This window comes from Humitalea sp. 24SJ18S-53 (assembly GCF_050632385.1).
Taxonomy (GTDB): domain Bacteria; phylum Pseudomonadota; class Alphaproteobacteria; order Acetobacterales; family Acetobacteraceae; genus Humitalea.
The window spans coordinates 1,106,718-1,126,249 of the sequence record NZ_CP192599.1; the positions used below are offsets into that span (position 1 = coordinate 1,106,718).

Genomic DNA, 19,532 nt, shown 5'->3' on the forward strand with positions numbered 1-19,532 from the left:
TCAAAAGCCGGCTATTGGCCGACGAGGGCACCGAACCGGCGCAGGGTCTCCTCGCTCTCGGCCTGGGCGCGTTTGGCATCGAGGGGCAGGATGCGGATCGACGCGGGATCGGGGAAGCCCTGGGGTGGCGCGACGGCGGGATCGGCCGGCAAAAAGCCCTGGCGGGAGGCGAGATCCTGGCCTTCGCGCGACAGCAGGAAGGAGAGGAAGGCGGTCGCCGCCGGCACGTTGCGCGCGGTGGACAGGATCGCCGCGGGTTCGGTGATGGCGGAGACGCCATCCTCGGGGAAGATGAAGCGGACAGGGGCGCCGCGCGCCGCCTCACGGATCGGCAGGTAGTCGATGATGATACCAAAGGCGCGTTCGCCGGCGGCGACCGCCTGCATCACGGCACCATTGCCGCCACGCGGCTGCAACCCGGCCTGGGCCAGGCGGGTCAGGTAGGGCCAGCCGAGGTCGGGCGATTGCGCCGTGGCCAGGACATGGATCGCGGCGGCGCCGGACACGGCGGGCGAGGGCATCGCGGTCATGTTCTGCGCCCGCGGGTCCAGCAGGTCGGCCCAGCGGCGCGGCACGAAAGGCGCACGGGCATGGGCGATGATGCCGGTGGTGATCAGCTTGGTGCCGAAATAGGTGCCGTCGGGGTCATGCCGGTCGGCGGGCGTGGCGCCGCGATCGACATCGGGGGAGGCGCGCAGGCGGCCCTCGGCCTTCAGCGCCTCGAAGGTCAGGGCATCGGCCAGGAGCAGGACGTCGGGGCGCGGGCTGCCGGCGGCGATCTCGGCCCGCAGGCGGGGCAGGATCTGGTTGGTGCCGCCGCGGATCCAATCGACCTGCACGGCCGGATGGCGGCGGCGAAAGGCCTCGACCGTCTGGGCGGCGTCGGGTTCGAGTTGGGAGGTGTAGAGCACCAACGTGCCGGAGATGGCGGGGGTTTGGGCGACGGCTGCCAGGGGGGCGGCGGCGGCGATCAGCGCGGTGCGGCGGAACATCAGGGGGAACGGCGTCATGCGGCTTCTCGGTCCGGCGATCTGAAAAGCGGCCTCTACCCCCTGCCGGGCGGCCCCGGCAGGGGGGGATTGTGAAGTTTCGATGATCTCACGGCAGGCTCATGAAGGACGAGGAGGCGCTGGCGCGTTCGATCAGGGCGCGCATCGCCGGGTTTTCCTCGCCCTTGGCGTCGATTAGCGCGTCGATCGGGCAGAAATACTCATGCGGATGCGGCATCGCATTGGCCGCGAAGCCGCGGTAGTGGCGCGGCGTCAGGCCATAGAGCACGCGGATGTCGCGCACCGGCAGGCTGAGGTTGCGGACCGGTTCCTGGCGGAACAGGCCGATCTGGCGCCAGCGCGGCACGTCGTCATCGGGCTGGGAGGGCGCCAGCAGCCAGGCCAGGGGGCAGACCGCCAGCAGCGACGAGGTGTTGGGCGCGAAGCGGGACCGCTTGTCGAGCAGGTTGGTCATCGAGGAGCAGGCTTCGACGCAGAGGATGTCGCAGTAGGGCTCCTGCGGATCGGGCCCGAAGTGCAGCCAGAGCCCGTCGGGCAGGGTCCGCATATGGGTGCCGCCCGGATACTTCAGGAAGGGCTGCAACACGGGGGAGGGATCCGGCCGCCCACGCAGCCAGGTTCCGGGTTGCTTGGCGCTGGGCACCGAGCCGGGCGGTCGTTGCGGCCATTGCCCAAGTCGCGTGCGGACCTGGCGGTCCAGCGATGGAGAAGATGGTGGGACGTGAAGCAATTCGCCCTGGACGCGCATGAAAGACTACCTCTGCAACCTACGAGACGCAGAAAACATGCTCACGAAAATGTTATCAAGGGCCAAGCACGCTGGAACCAAAAGATTCTTTCGTTCTTTACGCGTGTTCCGGCCGTGTTCTGGCCGGTCCATGACTTGCAAAACCGAAAAATAACGTGAGCGACAAAGTTGCGATTTGATACATCACCCATGGAGTCAGCACCTTGACCCATCCGGTTGAACCGGGCCGTGAACTACGCCGGGGCTGCTCTCCGGCATCGCAGGGGGTGAGCTAAAATTCTCGCCAGACGTAAAGAATTCACGAAAGCCGAATCAAAAACCGCCGCGGGCTGCCCCGCGGCGGTCGAATGATCTCACGGATACGTGAGGGGCGAGGCCCCCCCCCGGTCAGCCCCGCGTGTCGGGGGCCGCGTAGTCGCGCTGCACCGCGCCCGTATAGACCTGCCGCGGGCGGCCGATCCGCTGCGACGGATCCTCGATCATTTCCTTCCACTGGCTGACCCAGCCGACCGTCCGCGCCACCGCGAAGAGCACGGTGAACATCTCGGTCGGGATGCCCATCGCCTTGAGGATGATGCCCGAATAGAAATCGACGTTCGGATACAGCTTGCGGCTCACGAAATAGTCGTCGGACAGCGCGATCCGCTCCATCTCCATGGCCATCGCCAGGGTCGGGTCGTTCTTGATGCCCAGCTCCGCCAGGACGGCGTGGCAGGTTTCCTTCATGATCTTCGCGCGCGGGTCGAAGTTCTTGTACACGCGGTGGCCGAAGCCCATGAGCTTGGTGTGGCTGCCCTTATCCTTCACCTGGGAGATGAACTCGGGGATGTTCTCGGCGCTGCCGATCTCGGCCAGCATCTTGAGCACCGCCTCGTTGGCGCCGCCATGCGCGGGGCCCCAGAGGGCCGCGATGCCGCCGGCGACGGCCGCATAAGGGTTGGCACCGGTCGAGCCGATCAGGCGCACCGTGCTGGTGCTGGCGTTCTGCTCATGGTCGGCGTGCAGGATCATGATCAGATCCATCGCCTTGGCGAGGATCGGGTTGGACTTGTACGGCTCGGTCGGCACCGCGTTCAGCATGTAGAGGAAGTTTTCCGCGTAGCCGAGGTCGTTGCGCGGATACATGAACGGCTGGCCGACGCGATACTTGTAGGCCCAGGCGGCGATCGTCGGCACCTTGGCGATCAGGCGGAAGGCCGCGATCTCACGTTGGCGGGGGTCCGAGGTATCGAGGTTGTCGTGGTAGAAGGCCGAAAGGGCCCCGACCACGCCGCACATCACGGCCATCGGGTGGGCGTCGCGGCGGAAGCCCTCGAAGAAGCGGCGCAGCTGTTCGTGCAGCATGGTGTGGCGGGTGACGCCGTAGTTGAACTCGGCGGCTTCGGCCTTGTTCGGCAGTTCGCCGTTCAGGAGGAGGTAGGCGACCTCCAGGAAATCGCTCTTTTCGGCCAGTTGTTCGATCGGGTAGCCGCGGTACAGCAGGATGCCCTCATCGCCATCGATGTAGGTGATGCTGCTTTCGGTCGCGGCGGTGCCGCCATAGCCGATGTCGTAGGTGAAGACGCCCAGTTCCGGGTAAAGCTTGCGGATATCCGCGACCTCCGGCCCGATGGTGCCGCCCAGCAGCGGCAGGGTGACCGATCGATTGGTCCCGTCATGAGTAACGGTCAGCGAGCCTTTGGGCGTTGTGGTCATCGGGTTTCCTATCGGTCAGGCGTTGCGGGGCTCTGAGACCCGCTCGCATGTTGCGACGCAATACATCGCGCCAGAGGCGCGGCTTGTCGATGGCGCCGGATGCGGGATTTGTCGAGTGTGGCGAAATCGCGTCGCGCCGGGGGTGAATCGGCGGCACGGGTTGCCCCGGCGGGCGGCGTCAGTTGCGGCGCCGCCAGCCCTCGGGGCCGGCGAAGCCCGGCGCCCATAGCCCACGGCCATCGCGCCGTGCGGAGGCCTCGGCGGCGCCGAGCACTGACGCGCCACCGGCCTCCGCGAGGGCGAAGCCCGCGGTGACCAGGCCCGCGTTCAACTCCACGCCGCCCGCGGCGCAGACGCCCAGCGCGCGGCCGAAATTATCCCGCCCGCGCACGCGGCAGGTCACGTCCCGGTCCACCAGCAAGCGGGCCAGCACCTCGGCCGCCGCGACCCCGCAATCGAAGCCGCGCCCGGTTGGGTCGACGCAACGCAGGCCGCGCTCCGGCGCCTCCAGCCCCATCAGGCGCACGGTGCGGTCGCGCAGGCGCAGCGTGTCGCCATCGACCACGCGGACGTCGGCGGCCAGGGCCGTCCAGTCCTGTTCGCGCGGGGCGCTGCCCATCAGCGCCGACGGCAGGCCAAGCCCGGTGAGCGCCGCGCCGAGCACGCCGGCGCACAGCAATGTGGCCACCCCACGCCAGCGGCGGGGTGTGGAGGCGTGGCGGAAGATGCGACGACGGTGCAGCACAGAACGTCCCTACCAGAGCACGGGAGCGTGAGTCCATGGGCGAGTTGACGTGATATGTCGCCTTGAAATTATTTCATAACCTATTGAATTGGTGGATTTTTCCAATAAATAGGCGCGCTTCTCGCGTCTTCCCAGGCGGCGATTGCGTGTTCGCGTGCCCCCGCTGCGCGCGCCAGCGCATAGCCTTCGAGCAAGCCGATCGCCCAGGGCGACACGGCTTTCGACGCGCCTTTGGCCGTGGTGGAAAGGCGCATGGCCAAGTCACGCGCCACGGTCGCGTCATTCGCCAGACCGAGCGCTTCCTGCAAGGCGGCAAGCCGCTTGGCAAACCGTTTGGTCGCGCGCTCCGGCCAGAGCGGCGCCAGCAACTCGGCGGCGTAGCGCACCCGCTTGGCATCGAGCCGCAGCGCGTGGAGTTCGGTCATCGACAGGGTTTCGATGTCGCGCGCCGCCCGTTTCAGGCCGCGCCAGCGGCGGGCCAGAACCTCGGCCGCGAAGGGCGGCAATGGGGCGTCCAGGATTGTGGGATCGGCGACCTCCGTCCGCCAGTCGGGCAAGCGGGCGGCAGCCACGAGGTCGAGCGTCAGGTGCCGCCAGTCGGCGCCATCCAGGGTCGCCCGCAGCGCGGTATAGGCGGTATCGCGTTCGGCCGCCGCCCGGCGCAGCAATGCGGCGACACGCTTGTCGGTGCCGGCGGCCTCATGCAGGCCGGCGCCGATGCCGCCGAGGAAGACGTCCCAATCCCGCGCGGGCCCGAGACGGCCCGCGACGTCACGCAGACCTGCGTCCAGGCGGCGCAGGGGGGGGCCGTCGATGGCGCGGCGGAATACCCGCAGCAAGGACCGCAGGCGGCGGGCGGCGACGCGCATCTGGTGCACGCCCTCGACCGCCGTGCCGTCATGCGCGCGGGGGGCCTGGATCAGCAGCACATCGGTCAGGTGGCCGATGGCGGCGGCCAGCGCGTCGGCCAGGCTGGCATCGGGGGTGGGGACCGGGGCGCCGCGGCGGCGGTCGCGCGGGGCGGTGTTATGGGCCAGGGCGCGGGCGGCTTCGGCCAGGCTGACGGTGGCTGGCAGCAGGGGCAGGTCCGCGGCCAGGGCATGTGCCAGGGCCAGGACGGCCGTGGGCGGGCCTTCCAGCAGCAGGCGTGCGGCTTCGGCTTCGGCGGCGACGCTGCGCAACCGGCCATGGCGCAGCGTGGCCACCACATCACCCGCCAGGCGCCAGACCATGCGCCGGCCGTCGAAGGCCGCGATCGGGACCAGCGGTTCGGGCGGCGCTTCGATATCGGCCACGCGCGGTGGCGCGCCTGGCTCGGCGCCGCGGTCCAGGCCGTGGATCATCCGGCGGTCGCCGCGGGCGGGGGCTTCCAGGGCAAGCCCGTCGGCCGCCAAGGCGCCCTCCGCGGTGTCGAGCCAAATCAGGGTTTCGGCGCTGCCGCGGGCGCGGCCTGTGCGCCCGGCAAAGGCCGGGTGCCGGGCGAGGCGCCCCGCACGGCCCGGCGGCAAGTCCAGTTCCAGCGCGAAGGTGGCCGCGGCCGGTGCCTCCCGCGGGTCACTTGCCGCGGGATCCTCCGGCGGATCGGCGTCGGGCGGCACGGCGGGATGGCGCGTCGGCATCAGGCGGCCATTTCCGGCAGGTCGGCCGGCACCAGGAAGCGGATCAGCCGGCCCGACCCTGCCTCGATCCGGGCCCAGGGCACGGCCAGGGCGAATTCCGCCAGGGCCCCGGTCGGGTAGGCCTCGGCCAGGCGCAGCGCATCGCCCCCGGCCGCCATCGAGGCGGTGCCGGCCAGCGCCAGCGCCAGATCGTGCAGCCCAGGATTATGCGCGATCAGCAGCACGCTGCGCGCGGTTTCCGGCAAGCGGCGCAGCGTTTCCATCAGCCCGGTCCAGGGGGCCAGGTACAGGTCGTCCATCGGCACCACCACCGGCGGACCATCCAGCGGGGCCAGCGCCTCCAGCGTCTGCAGGGTGCGGCGGGCGGAGGAGACGATGACGACATCGGGTGCGAGGCCGAGGTCACGCATCGCCCGCGCCATCGCCGCCGCCGCCCTGCGGCCGCGCGCATTGAGCGGGCGCGCGTGGTCCGACAGGCGTGGATCATCCCAGGATGACTTTGCGTGGCGAAGCAGCAGTAGTTGGCGCATGGCCTTATCCTCGCATGCTCGGCCGGCGCTGTCTTGTGGGGCAGGCCGGGCGAGGGATGACGGCTTCGTGGCATCAGGCGTAGGAATGTCCGCATGATGCTGCACCTGCCCCGCCGAACCGCGCTGTGCCTCCCCCTCGGCCTGCTGGCCCGCCCCGCCGCCGCCGCCCCGGCCACGGTACGGTTCAAGGTGATGCGCGAGGGACGGGAGGTCGGCTTCCACCGCGTGACCGTGACGCAGGACGGCACCACGACCCGCGCCGTGGCCGAGATCGAGATCATCGTGCGCGTGATGTCCTTCACCGTGTTCAGCTACCGCGTGCAGGCGCAGGAGGTCTGGCGCGACGGGCGGCTGGTTTCGGCCGATTCCCGGTCGGAAAAGAAGGGCCAGCCCAACAGCATGGTGGTGCGCGCCGATGCGCAGGGGCTGGCGTTCCAGGCGACGGGCGGCAATGGCCGGCTGCCGGCCGATGCGGCGCCGCTGACCTGGTGGCGGGAGACATCGATGCGCGGCCCGCTGTTCGACCCCGCGACCGGCGCGCTGGTCGCCGCCCCGCCACGCCGCACCCCGCTGGACGGCGCGCGGCTGCGTTGGTCGGTCACCGCCGATCCGGGCGGCGAGGCGACCTATGCCAGCCCCGACGGCGCATGGACCGGGTTTTCCACGCGCGGTGAGGATGGCAGCGCGATCGTCTACCAACCCGCGTGACGGGTGGCGTGCTGCGCGTGGTGCTGGGCGACCAATTGTCGCCGGGCATCGCCGCCTTGGACGGGCTGGACCCCGCGCAGGACACCGTCCTGCTGATGGAGGTGCTGGAGGAATGCACCACCGTCCCCCACCATCCCCAGAAAATCGCGCTGATCCTGTCGGCGATGCGGCATTTTTCCCGTGCCCTTGCGGCCCGCGGCGTGCGCGTGGACCACATCCGGCTGGACGACCCGGCCAATACCGGCAGCTTCTCCGGCGAGGTTTTGCGCGCGGCGCGGCGCCACCGCCCGGCGGCGATCGTGGTGACCGAACCCGGCGAATGGCGCGTGGCACAGGATATCGCCGGCTGGGAAGCGGCCACGGGCGTGCCGGTGGAGATGCGCGAGGATACGCGCTTCCTCTGCACCCACACCCGCTTCGCCGGCTGGGCCGCGGGGCGCAGATCGCTGCGCATGGAGTTCTTCTACCGCGAGATGCGCCGCGACCACGGGTTGCTGCTGGACGCGGATGGCGTGCCTGCGGGCGGGGAATGGAATTTCGACGCGGACAACCGCAAGCCCCTGCCCAAGGGCGTGGCGCCGCCGGGGCCCCCCGCATTCCCGCCCGACGCGATCACGCAGGAGGTGCTGGACCTGGTCGCCGCCCGCTTCCCCGATCATTTCGGCACGCTGGCCGGGTTCAACTGGCCGGTGACCGGGCAGGATGCGCGCACCGCGCTGCAATGCTTCATCCGTGACAGGCTGCCGCTGTTCGGCGATTACCAGGACGCGATGGCACGCGGCCAGCCGACGCTGTTCCATGCGCTGATCAGCACCAGCCTGAACTGCGGGCTGCTGGACCCGTTGGAGGCCTGCCGCGCCGCCGAGACCGCGTTCCACGCGGGCCAGGCGCCGCTGAACGCGGTCGAGGGGTTCATTCGCCAGATCCTCGGCTGGCGGGAATATGTGCGCGGGATCTACTGGCTGAAGATGCCCGCGTATCGGGATACGAACGCGCTGGGGGCTGTGCGGTCGCTGCCGGATTTCTATTGGGGGGCGCCGACCGGCATGGCCTGCATGACGGCGGCGGTGGGGCAGACGCGGGACTTGGCCTATGCCCACCACATCCAGCGCCTGATGGTGACCGGCAATTTCGCGCTGCTGGCCGGGATCGCGCCGGGCGCGATCAACGACTGGTACCTGGCGGTCTATGCCGACGCCTATGAATGGGTGGAACTGCCCAATACGCATGGCATGGCGATCCATGCCGATGGCGGGATGATGGCGTCAAAGCCCTATGCGGCGTCCGGTGCCTATATCAACCGCATGTCCGACTACTGCGGGGCTTGCGCGCATGACGTGAAGGATGCGGTGGGCGAGCGCGCCTGCCCGTTCAATTTCCTGTACTGGGACTTTATCGCGCGGCATGCCGAACGATTTGAAAACAACCCGCGGATGGCGATGCCGGTGCGCGGGTTGCGGAACATGCTGCCGGAGAAGGTCAAGGCGATGCGGGACAGGGCGCGGGCCTTCCTGGACGCCGTTGCGCCGCTGGTGTGACGCGGGCTGCGTGTGCCGCCGATCCCTTCGCCGGGTGGCGAAGCTCGGGTAGCCTCTGCCGAACCGTCGAAGGCCAAGCCATGCATGCCCATTTCGTCCTCGCCCATCCGGAGCCGCAATCCTTCAACGCGCACATGGTGCGCGAAGGGGTGGCGGCGCTTGAGGCGGCAGGCTGGACGGCCAGCGTCTCCGACCTCCATGCCATGGGCTTCGATCCCTGCGAGCGATCGGAGCATTTTGCCGCCCCGCTGAACGCCGCGCGCTTCGATGTGCAGGCGGAGCAGCGCCACGCGTCCCAGAACGGCACGCTGCCCGCGCATGTCACCGAGGAATTGGCGCGCATGGACCGGGCCGATTTGCTGGTCCTGCAATATCCGATGTGGTGGCACATGCCGCCCGCGATGCTGAAGGGCTGGTTCGATCGGGTCTGGGCCTATGGCGAGGCCTATACGAGCGCCAGGCGCTTCGAGAACGGCCGCTTCGCCGGCAAGCGCGCCATGCTCTCGGTCACCGTGGGCACCAGCCGCGAGACCTATATGCATGACGGCCGCAGCGGCGACATCGACCTCATGCTGTGGCCGGTGAACTTCAACCTCGCCTACGCGGGCTACACGGTGCTGGAGCATTTTGTCGCCTATGGCGTGGAGGCGGGGTTGCGCTACTCAGACCCGGCCGCCGTCGAGGCGCGCCTGAAGGGGATTGTCGCGGCGTTCCGTGCGGATCTGCTGAACATCGACGGGCGGGCGGCCATCCCGTTCAACCGCAAGGCGGAATGGGGCGCGGATGGCCGGATCGTGCCGGAGGCCCCGGTCCATTCGCCCTTCATCCGGCGGAGGCAGCACCTTGACCTGGCGTGATGGGGGCGGTGCGATCCTGCTGTTGGCGCTGGCCCTTGGCGGCTGCGCCGATTGGGACTGGCGCCATGCCCTGGCGGGGGCCGCTGCCTCCAGTTGCCGTCAACAGGTGGGGTGTGAGCCTGGGTCGGGGCCGGGCGCGGCCCCGATCGGGACCCCCCGCTAGACCGCGATGCGTTCGCATTCGCTCACGCATCGCGGTCTAGCTTGTTGTTTTGTCGCGTGATTCAGTCCTGCGGCGCATTCGCGCCTACGGCCATCACGCTTTAAAGCGCGATGCCGAAGAGTGCTGCCGGGTTGTCCCGCGACATGCGGCGCAGCTCGGCGTCGGAAAAGCCTTCGGACTGGGTCAGCATCAAATACTGCCGGAACGCTTCGACCGGCGGCGGCAGCAGATAGACCCCGGCATCCGACGAGAGGATGCAACGTTCACCCGCCGCGCGCATGCGCGGGGCGAAATCCTGGATGGTCGTGCTGCCGTTGATCTTGTGCTTTTCCTCGTCCACGTGCGTCAGCCCGACCTGGGTGGCGTGCGTCAGGATGAAGAAGGTCAATTCGACATAGCCGCCGAGCGCGGTGATCTCGGCGATGGCGTCCAGCGGGTAGCGGCTGCCATGGGTGCGCAGGCGCTTGACGCCACGCTTCTTGGCTTCCTCGGCCAGGGCCACGCACTCGGGCGCGCTGACATGCCCGCAGTCGAACACCACGTCGCGCTCGGCGCAGAGGTCCAGGATCGCTGGCACGGGGTCGGGGATCTTGCCGTTGCTCGGCACGGAAAACGTCGTCTCGAGGAAGGTCGGCGAACGGCCTTCGCGCTCGGCGATGTACCTCGTGTGATGCGTCGGCAGTGAGACGAACTTCGCGCCCGTGCCGGGACCGTAGCCATAGCCGATCGCCGCCTTGGCGACCTCCAGCGTCACCCCGCCAGCGGTGGGCTGCATGATGACGCCGCCGAAGGCCTCGCAGCCAAGGTGGCCAAGTTCCTCATTGGCCAGGGCCGCGAAGCCGGAGGTGTTCTGGAAATTGCACATGATGCCGATGGCACGCATGCCGGCCGCGGCCGCCTGGCGCACGGCATCGAAGACATTGACGGTGCGGCCATTCAAATGCGGCGCGCAATGCACGTGGCAATCGATGGCGCCGCGCAACAGCGCCGTTCCTTGAGCTTCATGGGGCATGGTCAACGTCCTGTCGGTCGGTTGAGTCGGCGTTCAAGTCGTTCGCCGAGCATCTTGGTCGGAAAGCAGATTGCGAAATACAACAGCAGCACCGTACCGAAACACAGCAGTGCCGAGAACCCCTTGGTGTTCATGACCTTGGCCGCGTAGGTCAATTCGAGCACGCCGATCTGGCTGGCGATCGAGGTGCTCTTGATGAAGCCGACCACGTAGCCGAAGCCCGGCGGCAGCATGATCCGCCAGGCCTGCGGCAGGACCACGCGGCGCAGGGTCTGGATGCGGGACATGTTCATCGCCTCCGCGGCATCCCATTGCGGTCCGGGGATGCTGTCGAGCCCGCCGCGGATGATCTCGGCCGAGAAGGCGGCGGCGGAGAGCACCACCGTGGTCAGCGCCACGGCGAAGAGCGACACGCGGATGCCGGCGAACTGGAAGGCGAAGAAGACGCACATCAGCTTCACCAGGAAGGGGATGCGGCGAAACACCTCGACATAGGCGATCGCCAGCGTCCGCTGCGGCCAGGCGGCGAACAAGCGCGGGTGGCGGCACAGGGCGAGGCAGAAGCCGATGCCGAACCCGGCCAGCGCGCCGATCCACGACAGGGCCAGCGTGTGGGCGAAGGCCTCCCCCATGAAGGCGATGTGATAGAGGGAGAAGAAGGCGGCGAGTTCTTCCTGCCAGGTGTTCCACATCAGACGATCCGCGCCCTGACCCGGAACAGCCAGCGCCCGAGCAGCGCCAGGGCCAGGCTGCACACCAGCGTCAGGCCGACGTAGATGACCGCGACGATGGAGAAGACCTCGAACGAGCGGAAGGTCAGGCTGTTGATGTTGTAGGCGCGACCGGTCAATTCCTCGACCGCGAAGATCGAGGCGATGGAGGTGGTCATCACCTGGATGATGAACTGGTTGGACAGGGCCGGGTAAAGCGCCTTGACGATATGAGGGATCACCACGAGCCAGAGCATCTGGGGCCCGGAGAAATTCATCGCGGCCCCGGCGTCGATCTCGGTGCTGCGCAGGCTGGCCAGGCCCGCGCGCATGATCTCGGTCAGGTAGGCGCCAGCATTGAGCGACATGCCGATGGCGACGGCGGCATAGGGCGACAGCAGGATGCCCATGTCAGGCAGCACGAAGAACAGGAAGAAGATCTGCACCAGCAGCGGCGTATTGATGAAGAAGGTGACATAGGCCACGACCGGCCAGCGCGCGGCGCCGGTTGCGTGGCGCAGCACCAGCGCGTTGGCCAACCCGATCGCGGACCCAACAACGAAGGAAATCGCCGCCAGTTGCAGGCTGAGCCAGGCGCCCGCCAGCAGATAGGGGAGGTGCCCCCAGATCTGCGCATAAACCAGCGTGTAGGACATGGTCAGAAGAACGGCGAGTGCGGCACCTTGGTGAACATCGGCCCGTCAAACCACTTTTCCCATGCGCGCTCGATGAACCCGTCCTCGTGCAACTCGTAGAGCGCAATGTTCAGCCATAGCCGCAGCGAATGATTGTTCTTGGCAACGCCCAGCCCGGAATAGGTCACGCCATATTCCGGCACCGCCGTTACTTGCCAGCGCGTGCTGGCAAAAGGCCGCAGCGAGAAGCGCACCGCATCCACGCCATCGAAGGACGCATCGGCACGGCCCTGGGCAATGGCCCGGTTGCGGTCGGGGTAGTTGTCCAGCAGCAGCACGCGGGCCTTGGGCATGCGGCGCGCGATGAAGGGCAGGGCGGTGGTGCCGCGCACCTGGGCCAGCGTCACCTGTTCGCTGTCGAGTGCGGCGATGGTCGTGAGGTTCTTGCTCTCGACCGAAATGATCCCGTAGTTCTCCGAATGCACCGGCACCGTGTAGTCGATGACCTTGGCGCGTTCGCTGGTGCGGCTCATCGCGCCCATCACGAAATCGATGCGACCGGCGGCGACCATCGGAATACGCTCGGGCGAACCGACCGGCTGCAGTACCAGCCGGACACCGAGTTTCTGGGCGATGGCCGCGGCGATTTCCGGCTCGAACCCGTCGATCACGTTGCGATCGTTGAACAGCGCCCGCGGCGGCAGCGTGGGGTTCACGCCCACGCGCAGTTCCTGGCCGCGCAGCACCTCCTCGACCGGGCGGGCCTCGGCGCTGCTGATGCCGAACAGGGTGGCGGCGGCGGAGCCCGCGGCGAAAAGCGTGCGTCGGTCTGTGGTCATGACTGGGCTTTCTTCAGTGGCGCAGGATGCGGGCGGTGAAATCGCGTAGGCGGTCGGATTTCGGCGCGTCGAGGATCTGCGATGGCGGACCGACCTCGACCACGCGGCCCTGGTCCATGAAGACCACGGTGGAGGCGACTTCGCGGATGAAAGCCATCTCGTGGCTGACGATCAGCATGGTCATGCCGTCGCTTTGCAGGGAGCGGATGGTGTCCAGCACCTCACCCACCAATTCGGGATCGAGCGCGGCGGTCACTTCGTCCAGCAGCAGGATCTCGGGCTTCAGCGCCAGCGCGCGGGCGATGGCGACGCGTTGCTGCTGGCCGCCGGAGAGTTCATCCGGGTAGGAATCGACCTTGGATGCCAGTCCGACGCGGGCGAGCAGGGCGCGGCCTTCGGCCTCGACCTCCTCCGCCGGGCGTTTCTTCACCAGGGTGGGGGCGACCGTAACGTTGCGTAGTGCGGTCATGTTCTGGAAAAGATTGTATTGCTGGAAGACGATCGCGAAGCGGTCGCGCGCGGCGCGCAGGGACGCGCGATCGCCGTAGTCCACGGCCTGCCCGCCAACCGTCACCTTGCCCGCGCGGGGCTTCAGCAGCCCGACCAGCGTGCGCAGCACCGTCGATTTGCCCGAGCCGGATGGCCCTATCAGCCCGACCACGGCGCCGCGCGGCACCGAGAGGGTCACGCCGCTGAGCACATCGGTCTTGCCACCATAGGAAGCGGTCAGGCCCTCGATCGACAGGAAACCCAATGGTCGTGTCCCGATAAGGATGACGGATGGTTCATGCAGGGCTTCGGAACGTCAAGCGCCGTTCAGGGCAAAACACGACGCCGGGGAGTGGTGCGGCGGCGCGGCTTCGCTATGTTTTGCGGCATGCTGCTCCGCATCGAGGGTCTGAACCGTCCCGCCCCGGTCGCCATCACGGTGTTTGGTCGCGAGGTCCAGGCGTATCCGGGCGAATCCCTGGCCGCCGCGCTGATCGCGGCGGGGGAATTGCGCTTTGGTGACGGGCTGTCGCCAGACCGCCCGCGCCTGGCTTTTTGCCACATGGGTGTGTGCCAGCAATGCCTGGTGCGGGTGGGCGGCCGGCTGGTGCAGGCCTGCCTCACCCCCGTCGCGGCCGGGCAGGTGATCACGTGATGCACGACATCGCTGTCCTGGGCGGTGGTCCGGCCGGAATGGCAGCGGCGACCGAGGCCGCGCGCGCAGGTGCGCGTACCGTGCTGTTGGAAGAAAGCCCGCAGCCAGGCGGACAGGTTTTTCGCGCCCCCGCGTTTGATGGGCCGCGCGACGCCGATCGCCGCGCGGGCGACCGCCTGCGCGCAGCCCTGGCCGAAAGCGGTGCCGAGGTCCTGGCCGGCCGCCGCGTCTGGGGTCTCGGCGGCGGGCCGCTGGTGGCGGAGGGGGCGGGGCCTTTCACCGTGTCGGCCCTGGGTGCGGAGGTCACCGCGCGCGCGCTGATCCTGGCGACCGGCACGCATGAACGGGTCATCCCCTTTCCAGGCTGGACCCTGCCGGGCGTGCTAGGCTTGGCGGCGGCGACGATCCTGCTGAAGGCCCAGGGCGTCCTGCCCGGCCGTCGCGTGGTGGTCGCGGGCGTGGGGCCGCTGCTTTACGCGGTCGCGGCCAAGATCCTGGCCGCGGGCGGGCGGGTCGTGGCGCTGGTCGATGCCGCGACAACCTCCGAATGGGCGCGTGCGCTCCCGGCGCTGGCGGCGCGACCGGATGTGCTGGCACGCGGGCTAATCTGGCGCGCCCGCATTGCCGCGGCGGGCGTGCCGGTACTGACGGGCGCCCGCGTGACCGAGGCCACGGGCGATGCCGTGCTGTCGGCGGTACGGGTCAACGGGCGCCTGATGGAAGCCGACGCCCTATGCATCGGCCACGGGTTGGTGCCGGCGACCGAGGCCAGCCGTACCTATCGCTGCGCGCATGTGCACGACCCCGGCCTCGGCGGCTGGGTGCCGGTGCTGGATGCTGGGCGGCGCACTTCGGTGCCGTTCCTCTATGCGGCGGGCGACGGCGCGGGTCTGCGCGGTGCCGCGGCGGCCCCGGCCTCCGGTCGCCTGGCCGCGCGGGCGGCACTGCGTGACCTGGGCTTTGCGCCTAAGGGCTCCGATCCTGCCGGGGCCTTTGCCCGGGCGGCGCGGGCTGGCGCGGTAATGGCGGGCATGATGGCGCTGCGCCCGGCGCTGATCGAAGCGATCCCGGCCACGACCGTCGTCTGCCGATGCGAGGGCGTGACCCGCGCCGAGATTGACGCCGCGGCCGATGCCGGTGCTGGCACCATGAACCAGCTTAAGCAATTCACGCGCTGCGGCATGGGTCCGTGCCAGGGGCGGATGTGTGGAGAAGCCGCGTCGGCCCTGCTGGCATCGCGCCGGAACGTGCCCGTCGCCGCTGTCGGTTTTACGACAGGGCGCATCCCGCTTCGCCCAGTTCCCATGGACGCGATTTTGGGCGACTTCGACTACGCTGACATTCCCGTGCCCGCACCGGCGCCGTTGTGACTTACGATTGCGCGATTGTTGGCGCCGGCGTCATGGGCTGCTCGACGGCGCTATTTCTGGCGCGCGCCGGGATGCGGGTGGTGCTGCTGGACCGTGGCGAGATCTGCCGCGAAGCATCGGGGGTCAATGCCGGCACCTTGACCATGCAGATGACTCGCGCGGCCCTCGTGCCCTACGCGCTGCGGGCGCATGAGATGTGGCTGAGGATGCCCGAATGGTGCGACGGGCGCGGCGTGCTGGCGACCGCCTGCCCGGGGCTGTCCGTCGCCTTCACCCCGCATGAGGCTGCGATGCTGGAGGAACGCGCGACCGCGCGACGGGCGGCAGGGGCGCCGATCGAATTGATCTCCGGCACGGCGGCGCAGGCGATCGAACCTGGCCTGGCCGATGGCGTGCGATTGGCCGGGCATTGCCCGATCGACGGCTTCACCAGCGCCTATTTGACCGGGTTGGCGTTTCGCGGCGCGCTGCTGAATGCCGGGGTCACCTTGCTGGAGAACACGCCCGTTGGCGGTGTGGATGGGCGGTTTGAGCTGGCCACGCCGGCCGGGTCGGTCAGCGCCACGCGCTTGGTTCTGGCCGGAGGGGTTTGGCTGCAGGACATGGCGGCATGGCTGGGCGTGTCGCTGCCCATCAAGGTCCTGGTGAACCAATTGGTGGTGACCGAACGCATGCCGACGGTGATGCGCACCGTGCTGGGCGTCGCTTCGGGGCTGCTGAGCCTGAAGCAATACGCCAATGGCACGGTGCTGATCGGCGGAGGGTGGCAGGGCGTTGGCGATCGCGCGCGGGGCGGCCTGGCGGTGAAGCCCGAAAGCTTTCTCGGCAACATTCGCCTTGCCGCGCACACGGTCCCCGCCCTGCGCGATGCGCGCGTGGTCCGGTCCTGGCTCGGGCTGGAAGCCGAAACGGCCGATGCGCTTCCTGTCATCGGCCCGGTGCCCGGCATCGACAATGCCTGGACGATCGGTTCAGTGCATTCGGGTTATACCAGTGGTCCCTATATGGGAAAGATCCTGGCCCAGGCGATTACGGGGCAACCCCCGGAATTGCCGTTATTTCCGATGGAGCGGCTGTGATGCGATTTGGCGGCATTTACCCTTCGACCGTGCTGCCGATGCGCGCGGATTTTTCGCCTGATTGGGACGCCTACGCCGCGCATACCGCGCATTGCGTGATGCGACCGGGCATCGCGGGCGTGCTGATCAACGGCCATGCGGGCGAAAACTACGTCATCACCGCCGCCGAAAAGCGCCGCGCAGTGGAGGTCACAGTCGCCACCGTCGGCGAGCGACTAATCGTCGCCGGGGTCAATGCGGAATCCAGCGCCGAGGCCGCGCAGGAAGCCCGGGACGCGCGCGACGCGGGTGCCCATGCCGTGATGATTTTCTTGCCGAACAGTTTTGCGATGACGCACACCACGGCGATGTCCGTGCTGCATCATCGCGCCATTGCCGATGCGGTGCCCGGAATGCCGCTGTTCCTGTTTCAGGCGCATCACGGCGCCGGGCGAATGGGATTCACGCCGGACACGCTTGCCGCCTTGCTGGAGATCCCGGCCGTCGTCGGGATCAAGGAAGGGGGCTGGGAAGTCGATGCCTATGACGCCCTGCGCCGCATGACGAAGCATCTGCGCCCCGATGTCGCTGTCTGCGCCAGCGGCGACGAGCATCTGTTGGCCTGCATGGTCCATGGCAGCGACGGCAGCCTCGTGTCCCTTGCAGATATCTTGCCCGACGAGATCGTCGCCCTGGACGCCGCCATACGCGCGAATGACCTGCTGGCCGCCCGCGCGCTGCATGAACGGCTGGAACCCCTGGCCGAGGCGATCTACGGCGCCCCTCCCGGCGGTCGGGCAACGGCGCGCATCAAATGGTGCCTGCGTGAACTCGGTATCATCCCCAACGCCTGTGTCCGCCCGCCCCAGCCACCCGTCGAGCCGTCCGACGCGGCGGCGCTGCGCGTTGCGCTCAGGGCGTCAGGATTATAGGCCGCGCCGTCAGTTTCCTACCCGCCGCCCGCGCGAGCGAGGCCAGCAGCCACGATACCAGGAAATACATCACCAGCGCCGTGCCATAGGTCAGGATGGCAGAGAACCCGCGCTGCGTCAGCATTTTGGCGGCGAAGGTCAGTTCGATAAAGCCGATCTGGGAGACGAGGGATGTCTCCTTCACCATGCTCAGGACATGCACGATCGACGGCGGCAGGATCACCCGCCAGGACTGCGGCAGCACGATGCGGAACAGGGCGGTCAGGGGCCAAAAATTCATCGTCAGCGCCGCTTCCCATTGCTGCGGGCGCACGCTGTCCAGGCCGGCGCGGATGTTTTCAGCCGCCAGCGCGCTCATGCGGATGGCGACCGCGGCGACCGCGACGGACCACAGCGGGGCGTCCAGCCGCATCGCCTGCGTCGAGAAGAACACCAACAGCAGCAGGACGAGGAAGGGGATGCGACGAAACGCCTCGACCCAAAGGATCGCCGTTGCCCGCACCGCTGCCAGCGGGACGACCTGCGGCAGCCGCAGCACCGCCAGCAGGAAGCCGAGCGCATAGCCCAGCCCGCAGCCGACGACCGATGCGACCAGCGTGTTCGCCACGGCCTGCGCGAGGAAGAGCATGTTCCAGTAGGTGAAGAAGCGCGGCGCCTCGGCCAGCACGATCTGCCAGGCCGACATCAGAAGATCCGCGCGCGGATGCGGAACAGCCAGCGCCCGACGGCCCATAGCAGGAAGGAGGCGATGATCGTCAGCAGGATGTAGATGCCCGCCGTCAGCGAAAAGATCTCGACCGAGCGGAAGGAGATGGCATTGGCGTTCAACGCGCGCGCGGTCAGTTCCTCGACACCGAAGATCGCGGCCATCGATGTGCCGAGCGTCATGATGATGTAGTGGTTGGACAGCGACGGATACAGCGTCCGCACCACATGCGGCGCGATCACATGCCAGATGGTTTGCGCGCGGGAAAACCCCAAGGTCTCGGCGGCATCGAGTTCAGCGCGGGGCACGCTGTCGAACCCCGCCCGTTCGATTTCGGTCAGGTAGGCGCCGGCGTTCAGGGTCATGCCGATCAACACGGCGGCGATGGGAGGCAGGATGATGCCGAATTCAGGCAGGGCGAAGAACAGGAAGAAGATCTGCACCAACTGCGGCGTATAGGTGAAGAACCGTACATACCCGATGACCGGCAGCCGCGCCCATATGGGCGCATAGGTCAACACCGCCGCCCCGGCCAGCCCGATCAGCAGCCCGCCGGCGAAGGCGACGGCCGCGATCCACAAGGACAGCCCCGCGCCCCAGAGAAAATCGGGCAGGTAGTGCAGGACCTGCCCGTATTGCAGCGACATCAGGCGAAGCCTGGCACGGGGTCAGGATTCGGTCAGAACATCGGGTTGAACGGGATCGGCGTCCGCATCGGTGACCCCAGCCATTTTTCCCATGTGGTGTTCACGAAGCCCGAGCGGTGCATTTCGAACAGGACCAGGTTCAGGACGTCGCGCAGGGTGTAATTCCCCTTCTGCACGCCGATGCCGACCCAGGTGGAGGCGATCACCTCATCCAACACCTTCCACGGCACGCCCGCGACATTGCGCATCGGCACCACGACGCTTTCGAACACATCGACCATGGCATCCGCGCGGCCCTGTTGCATCGCGCGGAACGTGTCGGGGTAGTTGTCCAGCAGCGTGACGGTGGCGCGTGGCGCGTTCGCCGCGATCCAGGGAATGCCGACCGTGCCGCGCACCTGCACCAGCCGCACCGCGGGATCGTTCAGGTCGGCCAGACGGGCGATGGGCTTGGCGGTGCCGCTTTCCTTGGTCAGCACCACGACCGATTGGGTGTGCAACGGCTGCGTGTAGTCGATCACCAGCGCCCGTTCGACCGTGCGGGTGATGGCGCCCAGCACGATGTCGATACGGTCGGCCTGCAGGAAGGGGATGCGGTCGGGGCTGCCGACCTGCACGATTTCCAGCTCGACGTTCATCCGCTTCGCGATCTCGCGCGCGATGTCGGCATCGAAGCCGTCGATCTGGTTGCGGTCGTTGAAGGTGCCGAAGGGCACCAGGGTCGGATTGATCCCCGCCCGCAACCTGCGCGTGGACAGCACTTGGTCGAGTGGCCGCGCCTGCGCGCCCGGGATCATCAGGCCGCCCATCGTGGTGGCGAGGGCGAGCAGGGAACGGCGGTCGGTCATGCTGCGTCTCCGGGAATT

21 protein-coding genes are annotated in these 19,532 nt (G+C 68.3%); 7 read left to right on the plus strand and 14 right to left on the minus strand.

Features of this window, described 5'->3' with window-relative positions; all coding sequences use genetic code 11:
• Positions 1–11: 11 nt before the first annotated feature.
• The 6 genes from ACQW02_RS05390 to ACQW02_RS05415 form a co-directional block, all read right to left on the minus strand.
• Positions 12–1,010, minus strand: coding sequence for an ABC transporter substrate-binding protein (locus ACQW02_RS05390; RefSeq protein ID WP_431284246.1), 999 nt, complete (start codon positions 1,008–1,010; stop codon positions 12–14).
• A gap of 88 nt (positions 1,011–1,098) precedes the next feature.
• A complete protein-coding gene (locus ACQW02_RS05395; protein WP_431284247.1) occupies positions 1,099–1,758 on the minus strand; it encodes a hypothetical protein in 660 nt (219 codons plus the stop codon).
• A 387-nt stretch (positions 1,759–2,145) separates the two neighbouring features.
• A complete protein-coding gene (gene gltA, locus ACQW02_RS05400) occupies positions 2,146–3,453 on the minus strand; it encodes a citrate synthase (protein ID WP_431284248.1) in 1,308 nt (435 codons plus the stop codon).
• A 178-nt stretch (positions 3,454–3,631) separates the two neighbouring features.
• Positions 3,632–4,198 carry a thermonuclease family protein gene (locus ACQW02_RS05405; RefSeq protein ID WP_431284249.1) on the minus strand — a complete coding sequence of 189 codons (567 nt, stop codon included), beginning with the start codon at positions 4,196–4,198 and terminating at the stop codon, positions 3,632–3,634.
• An 80-nt stretch (positions 4,199–4,278) separates the two neighbouring features.
• Positions 4,279–5,817: a CHAD domain-containing protein gene (locus tag ACQW02_RS05410; protein WP_431284250.1), complete on the minus strand. Its 1,539-nt coding sequence runs from the start codon at positions 5,815–5,817 to the stop codon at positions 4,279–4,281.
• Positions 5,817–6,347 carry a SixA phosphatase family protein gene (locus ACQW02_RS05415; protein WP_431284251.1) on the minus strand — a complete coding sequence of 177 codons (531 nt, stop codon included), beginning with the start codon at positions 6,345–6,347 and terminating at the stop codon, positions 5,817–5,819. The genes ACQW02_RS05410 and ACQW02_RS05415 overlap by 1 nt, the downstream gene beginning before the upstream one ends.
• A 93-nt stretch (positions 6,348–6,440) precedes the next feature.
• Here ACQW02_RS05415 and ACQW02_RS05420 point away from each other — a divergent pair, with 93 nt between their 5' ends.
• The 3 genes from ACQW02_RS05420 (at position 6,441) to ACQW02_RS05430 (ending at position 9,450) form a co-directional block, all read left to right on the plus strand.
• A complete protein-coding gene (locus ACQW02_RS05420) occupies positions 6,441–7,055 on the plus strand; it encodes a DUF6134 family protein (protein WP_431284252.1) in 615 nt (204 codons plus the stop codon).
• Positions 7,052–8,593 carry a cryptochrome/photolyase family protein gene (locus ACQW02_RS05425; RefSeq protein WP_431284253.1) on the plus strand — a complete coding sequence of 514 codons (1,542 nt, stop codon included), beginning with the start codon at positions 7,052–7,054 and terminating at the stop codon, positions 8,591–8,593. Before ACQW02_RS05420 ends, ACQW02_RS05425 begins: the two co-directional genes overlap by 4 nt.
• 80 nt (positions 8,594–8,673) lie before the next feature.
• Positions 8,674–9,450, plus strand: a complete 777-nt coding sequence (locus tag ACQW02_RS05430; RefSeq protein WP_431284254.1) for an NAD(P)H-dependent oxidoreductase — start codon at positions 8,674–8,676, stop codon at positions 9,448–9,450.
• Positions 9,451–9,713: 263 nt separating this feature from the next.
• Here the strand turns inward: ACQW02_RS05430 and ACQW02_RS05435 are convergent, their stop codons facing one another.
• The 5 genes from ACQW02_RS05435 to ACQW02_RS05455 are packed head-to-tail and all read right to left on the minus strand — an operon-like array spanning position 9,714 to position 13,563.
• On the minus strand, positions 9,714–10,625 hold the full coding sequence (locus ACQW02_RS05435) for a DUF6282 family protein (RefSeq protein WP_431284255.1): 912 nt from the start codon (positions 10,623–10,625) through the stop codon (positions 9,714–9,716).
• A gap of 2 nt (positions 10,626–10,627) precedes the next feature.
• On the minus strand, positions 10,628–11,317 hold the full coding sequence (locus tag ACQW02_RS05440) for an amino acid ABC transporter permease (protein ID WP_431284256.1): 690 nt from the start codon (positions 11,315–11,317) through the stop codon (positions 10,628–10,630).
• On the minus strand, positions 11,317–11,991 hold the full coding sequence (locus tag ACQW02_RS05445) for an amino acid ABC transporter permease (protein ID WP_431284257.1): 675 nt from the start codon (positions 11,989–11,991) through the stop codon (positions 11,317–11,319). Before ACQW02_RS05445 ends, ACQW02_RS05440 begins: the two co-directional genes overlap by 1 nt.
• A 2-nt stretch (positions 11,992–11,993) precedes the next feature.
• On the minus strand, positions 11,994–12,809 hold the full coding sequence (locus ACQW02_RS05450) for a transporter substrate-binding domain-containing protein (protein WP_431284258.1): 816 nt from the start codon (positions 12,807–12,809) through the stop codon (positions 11,994–11,996).
• Between the two features lie 13 nt (positions 12,810–12,822).
• Positions 12,823–13,563, minus strand: coding sequence for an amino acid ABC transporter ATP-binding protein (locus ACQW02_RS05455; RefSeq protein ID WP_431284259.1), 741 nt, complete (start codon positions 13,561–13,563; stop codon positions 12,823–12,825).
• Positions 13,564–13,686: 123 nt separating this feature from the next.
• Between ACQW02_RS05455 and ACQW02_RS05460 the strand changes: the two genes are divergently transcribed.
• From ACQW02_RS05460 to ACQW02_RS05475, 4 genes are read left to right on the plus strand one after another with little or no spacing between them, the layout of a single operon-like run.
• A complete protein-coding gene (locus tag ACQW02_RS05460) occupies positions 13,687–13,953 on the plus strand; it encodes a (2Fe-2S)-binding protein (protein WP_431284260.1) in 267 nt (88 codons plus the stop codon).
• Entirely contained in the window at positions 13,953–15,323 is a 1,371-nt protein-coding gene (locus ACQW02_RS05465) for an NAD(P)/FAD-dependent oxidoreductase (RefSeq protein WP_431284261.1), read from the plus strand. The genes ACQW02_RS05460 and ACQW02_RS05465 overlap by 1 nt, the downstream gene beginning before the upstream one ends.
• Positions 15,320–16,402 (plus strand): NAD(P)/FAD-dependent oxidoreductase, encoded by a 1,083-nt coding sequence (locus ACQW02_RS05470; RefSeq protein WP_431284262.1) that lies wholly within the window; start codon positions 15,320–15,322, stop codon positions 16,400–16,402. The genes ACQW02_RS05465 and ACQW02_RS05470 overlap by 4 nt, the downstream gene beginning before the upstream one ends.
• Positions 16,402–17,313 carry a dihydrodipicolinate synthase family protein gene (locus tag ACQW02_RS05475; protein ID WP_431284263.1) on the plus strand — a complete coding sequence of 304 codons (912 nt, stop codon included), beginning with the start codon at positions 16,402–16,404 and terminating at the stop codon, positions 17,311–17,313. The genes ACQW02_RS05470 and ACQW02_RS05475 overlap by 1 nt, the downstream gene beginning before the upstream one ends.
• On the opposite strand, the gene ACQW02_RS05480 is transcribed toward ACQW02_RS05475, so the two are convergent.
• Genes ACQW02_RS05480 through ACQW02_RS05490 form a run of 3 tightly spaced genes read right to left on the minus strand, consistent with a single transcriptional unit; the run spans position 17,294 to position 19,514 of the window.
• The gene (locus tag ACQW02_RS05480) at positions 17,294–17,998 is read right to left on the minus strand and encodes an ABC transporter permease subunit (protein WP_431284264.1); all 705 of its coding nucleotides are present in this window, start codon (positions 17,996–17,998) and stop codon (positions 17,294–17,296) included. The two genes, ACQW02_RS05475 and ACQW02_RS05480, sit on opposite strands and share 20 nt — an antisense overlap.
• Positions 17,998–18,666 carry an amino acid ABC transporter permease gene (locus ACQW02_RS05485; protein WP_431284265.1) on the minus strand — a complete coding sequence of 223 codons (669 nt, stop codon included), beginning with the start codon at positions 18,664–18,666 and terminating at the stop codon, positions 17,998–18,000. The genes ACQW02_RS05480 and ACQW02_RS05485 overlap by 1 nt, the downstream gene beginning before the upstream one ends.
• Before the next feature lie 32 nt (positions 18,667–18,698).
• Positions 18,699–19,514 carry a transporter substrate-binding domain-containing protein gene (locus tag ACQW02_RS05490; RefSeq protein WP_431284266.1) on the minus strand — a complete coding sequence of 272 codons (816 nt, stop codon included), beginning with the start codon at positions 19,512–19,514 and terminating at the stop codon, positions 18,699–18,701.
• Between the last annotated feature and the right edge of the window lie 18 nt (positions 19,515–19,532).

What these genes read in the sequence shown, in the direction of transcription:
- ACQW02_RS05475 (WP_431284263.1), top strand. Translation starts at nt 16,402, where the DNA reads ATGCGATTTGGCGGCATTTACCCTTCGACCGTGCTGCCGATGCGCGCG.
- ACQW02_RS05410 (WP_431284250.1), bottom strand. Translation starts at nt 5,817, where the DNA reads ATGCCGACGCGCCATCCCGCCGTGCCGCCCGACGCCGATCCGCCGGAG.
- ACQW02_RS05445 (WP_431284257.1), bottom strand. Translation starts at nt 11,991, where the DNA reads ATGTCCTACACGCTGGTTTATGCGCAGATCTGGGGGCACCTCCCCTAT.
- ACQW02_RS05390 (WP_431284246.1), bottom strand. Translation starts at nt 1,010, where the DNA reads ATGACGCCGTTCCCCCTGATGTTCCGCCGCACCGCGCTGATCGCCGCC.
- ACQW02_RS05460 (WP_431284260.1), top strand. Translation starts at nt 13,687, where the DNA reads ATGCTGCTCCGCATCGAGGGTCTGAACCGTCCCGCCCCGGTCGCCATC.
- ACQW02_RS05485 (WP_431284265.1), bottom strand. Translation starts at nt 18,666, where the DNA reads ATGTCGCTGCAATACGGGCAGGTCCTGCACTACCTGCCCGATTTTCTC.
- ACQW02_RS05450 (WP_431284258.1), bottom strand. Translation starts at nt 12,809, where the DNA reads ATGACCACAGACCGACGCACGCTTTTCGCCGCGGGCTCCGCCGCCGCC.
- ACQW02_RS05490 (WP_431284266.1), bottom strand. Translation starts at nt 19,514, where the DNA reads ATGACCGACCGCCGTTCCCTGCTCGCCCTCGCCACCACGATGGGCGGC.
- gltA (WP_431284248.1), bottom strand. Translation starts at nt 3,453, where the DNA reads ATGACCACAACGCCCAAAGGCTCGCTGACCGTTACTCATGACGGGACC.
- ACQW02_RS05440 (WP_431284256.1), bottom strand. Translation starts at nt 11,317, where the DNA reads ATGTGGAACACCTGGCAGGAAGAACTCGCCGCCTTCTTCTCCCTCTAT.
- ACQW02_RS05480 (WP_431284264.1), bottom strand. Translation starts at nt 17,998, where the DNA reads ATGTCGGCCTGGCAGATCGTGCTGGCCGAGGCGCCGCGCTTCTTCACC.
- ACQW02_RS05395 (WP_431284247.1), bottom strand. Translation starts at nt 1,758, where the DNA reads ATGCGCGTCCAGGGCGAATTGCTTCACGTCCCACCATCTTCTCCATCG.
- ACQW02_RS05435 (WP_431284255.1), bottom strand. Translation starts at nt 10,625, where the DNA reads ATGCCCCATGAAGCTCAAGGAACGGCGCTGTTGCGCGGCGCCATCGAT.
- ACQW02_RS05420 (WP_431284252.1), top strand. Translation starts at nt 6,441, where the DNA reads ATGATGCTGCACCTGCCCCGCCGAACCGCGCTGTGCCTCCCCCTCGGC.
- ACQW02_RS05415 (WP_431284251.1), bottom strand. Translation starts at nt 6,347, where the DNA reads ATGCGCCAACTACTGCTGCTTCGCCACGCAAAGTCATCCTGGGATGAT.
- ACQW02_RS05430 (WP_431284254.1), top strand. Translation starts at nt 8,674, where the DNA reads ATGCATGCCCATTTCGTCCTCGCCCATCCGGAGCCGCAATCCTTCAAC.
- ACQW02_RS05465 (WP_431284261.1), top strand. Translation starts at nt 13,953, where the DNA reads ATGCACGACATCGCTGTCCTGGGCGGTGGTCCGGCCGGAATGGCAGCG.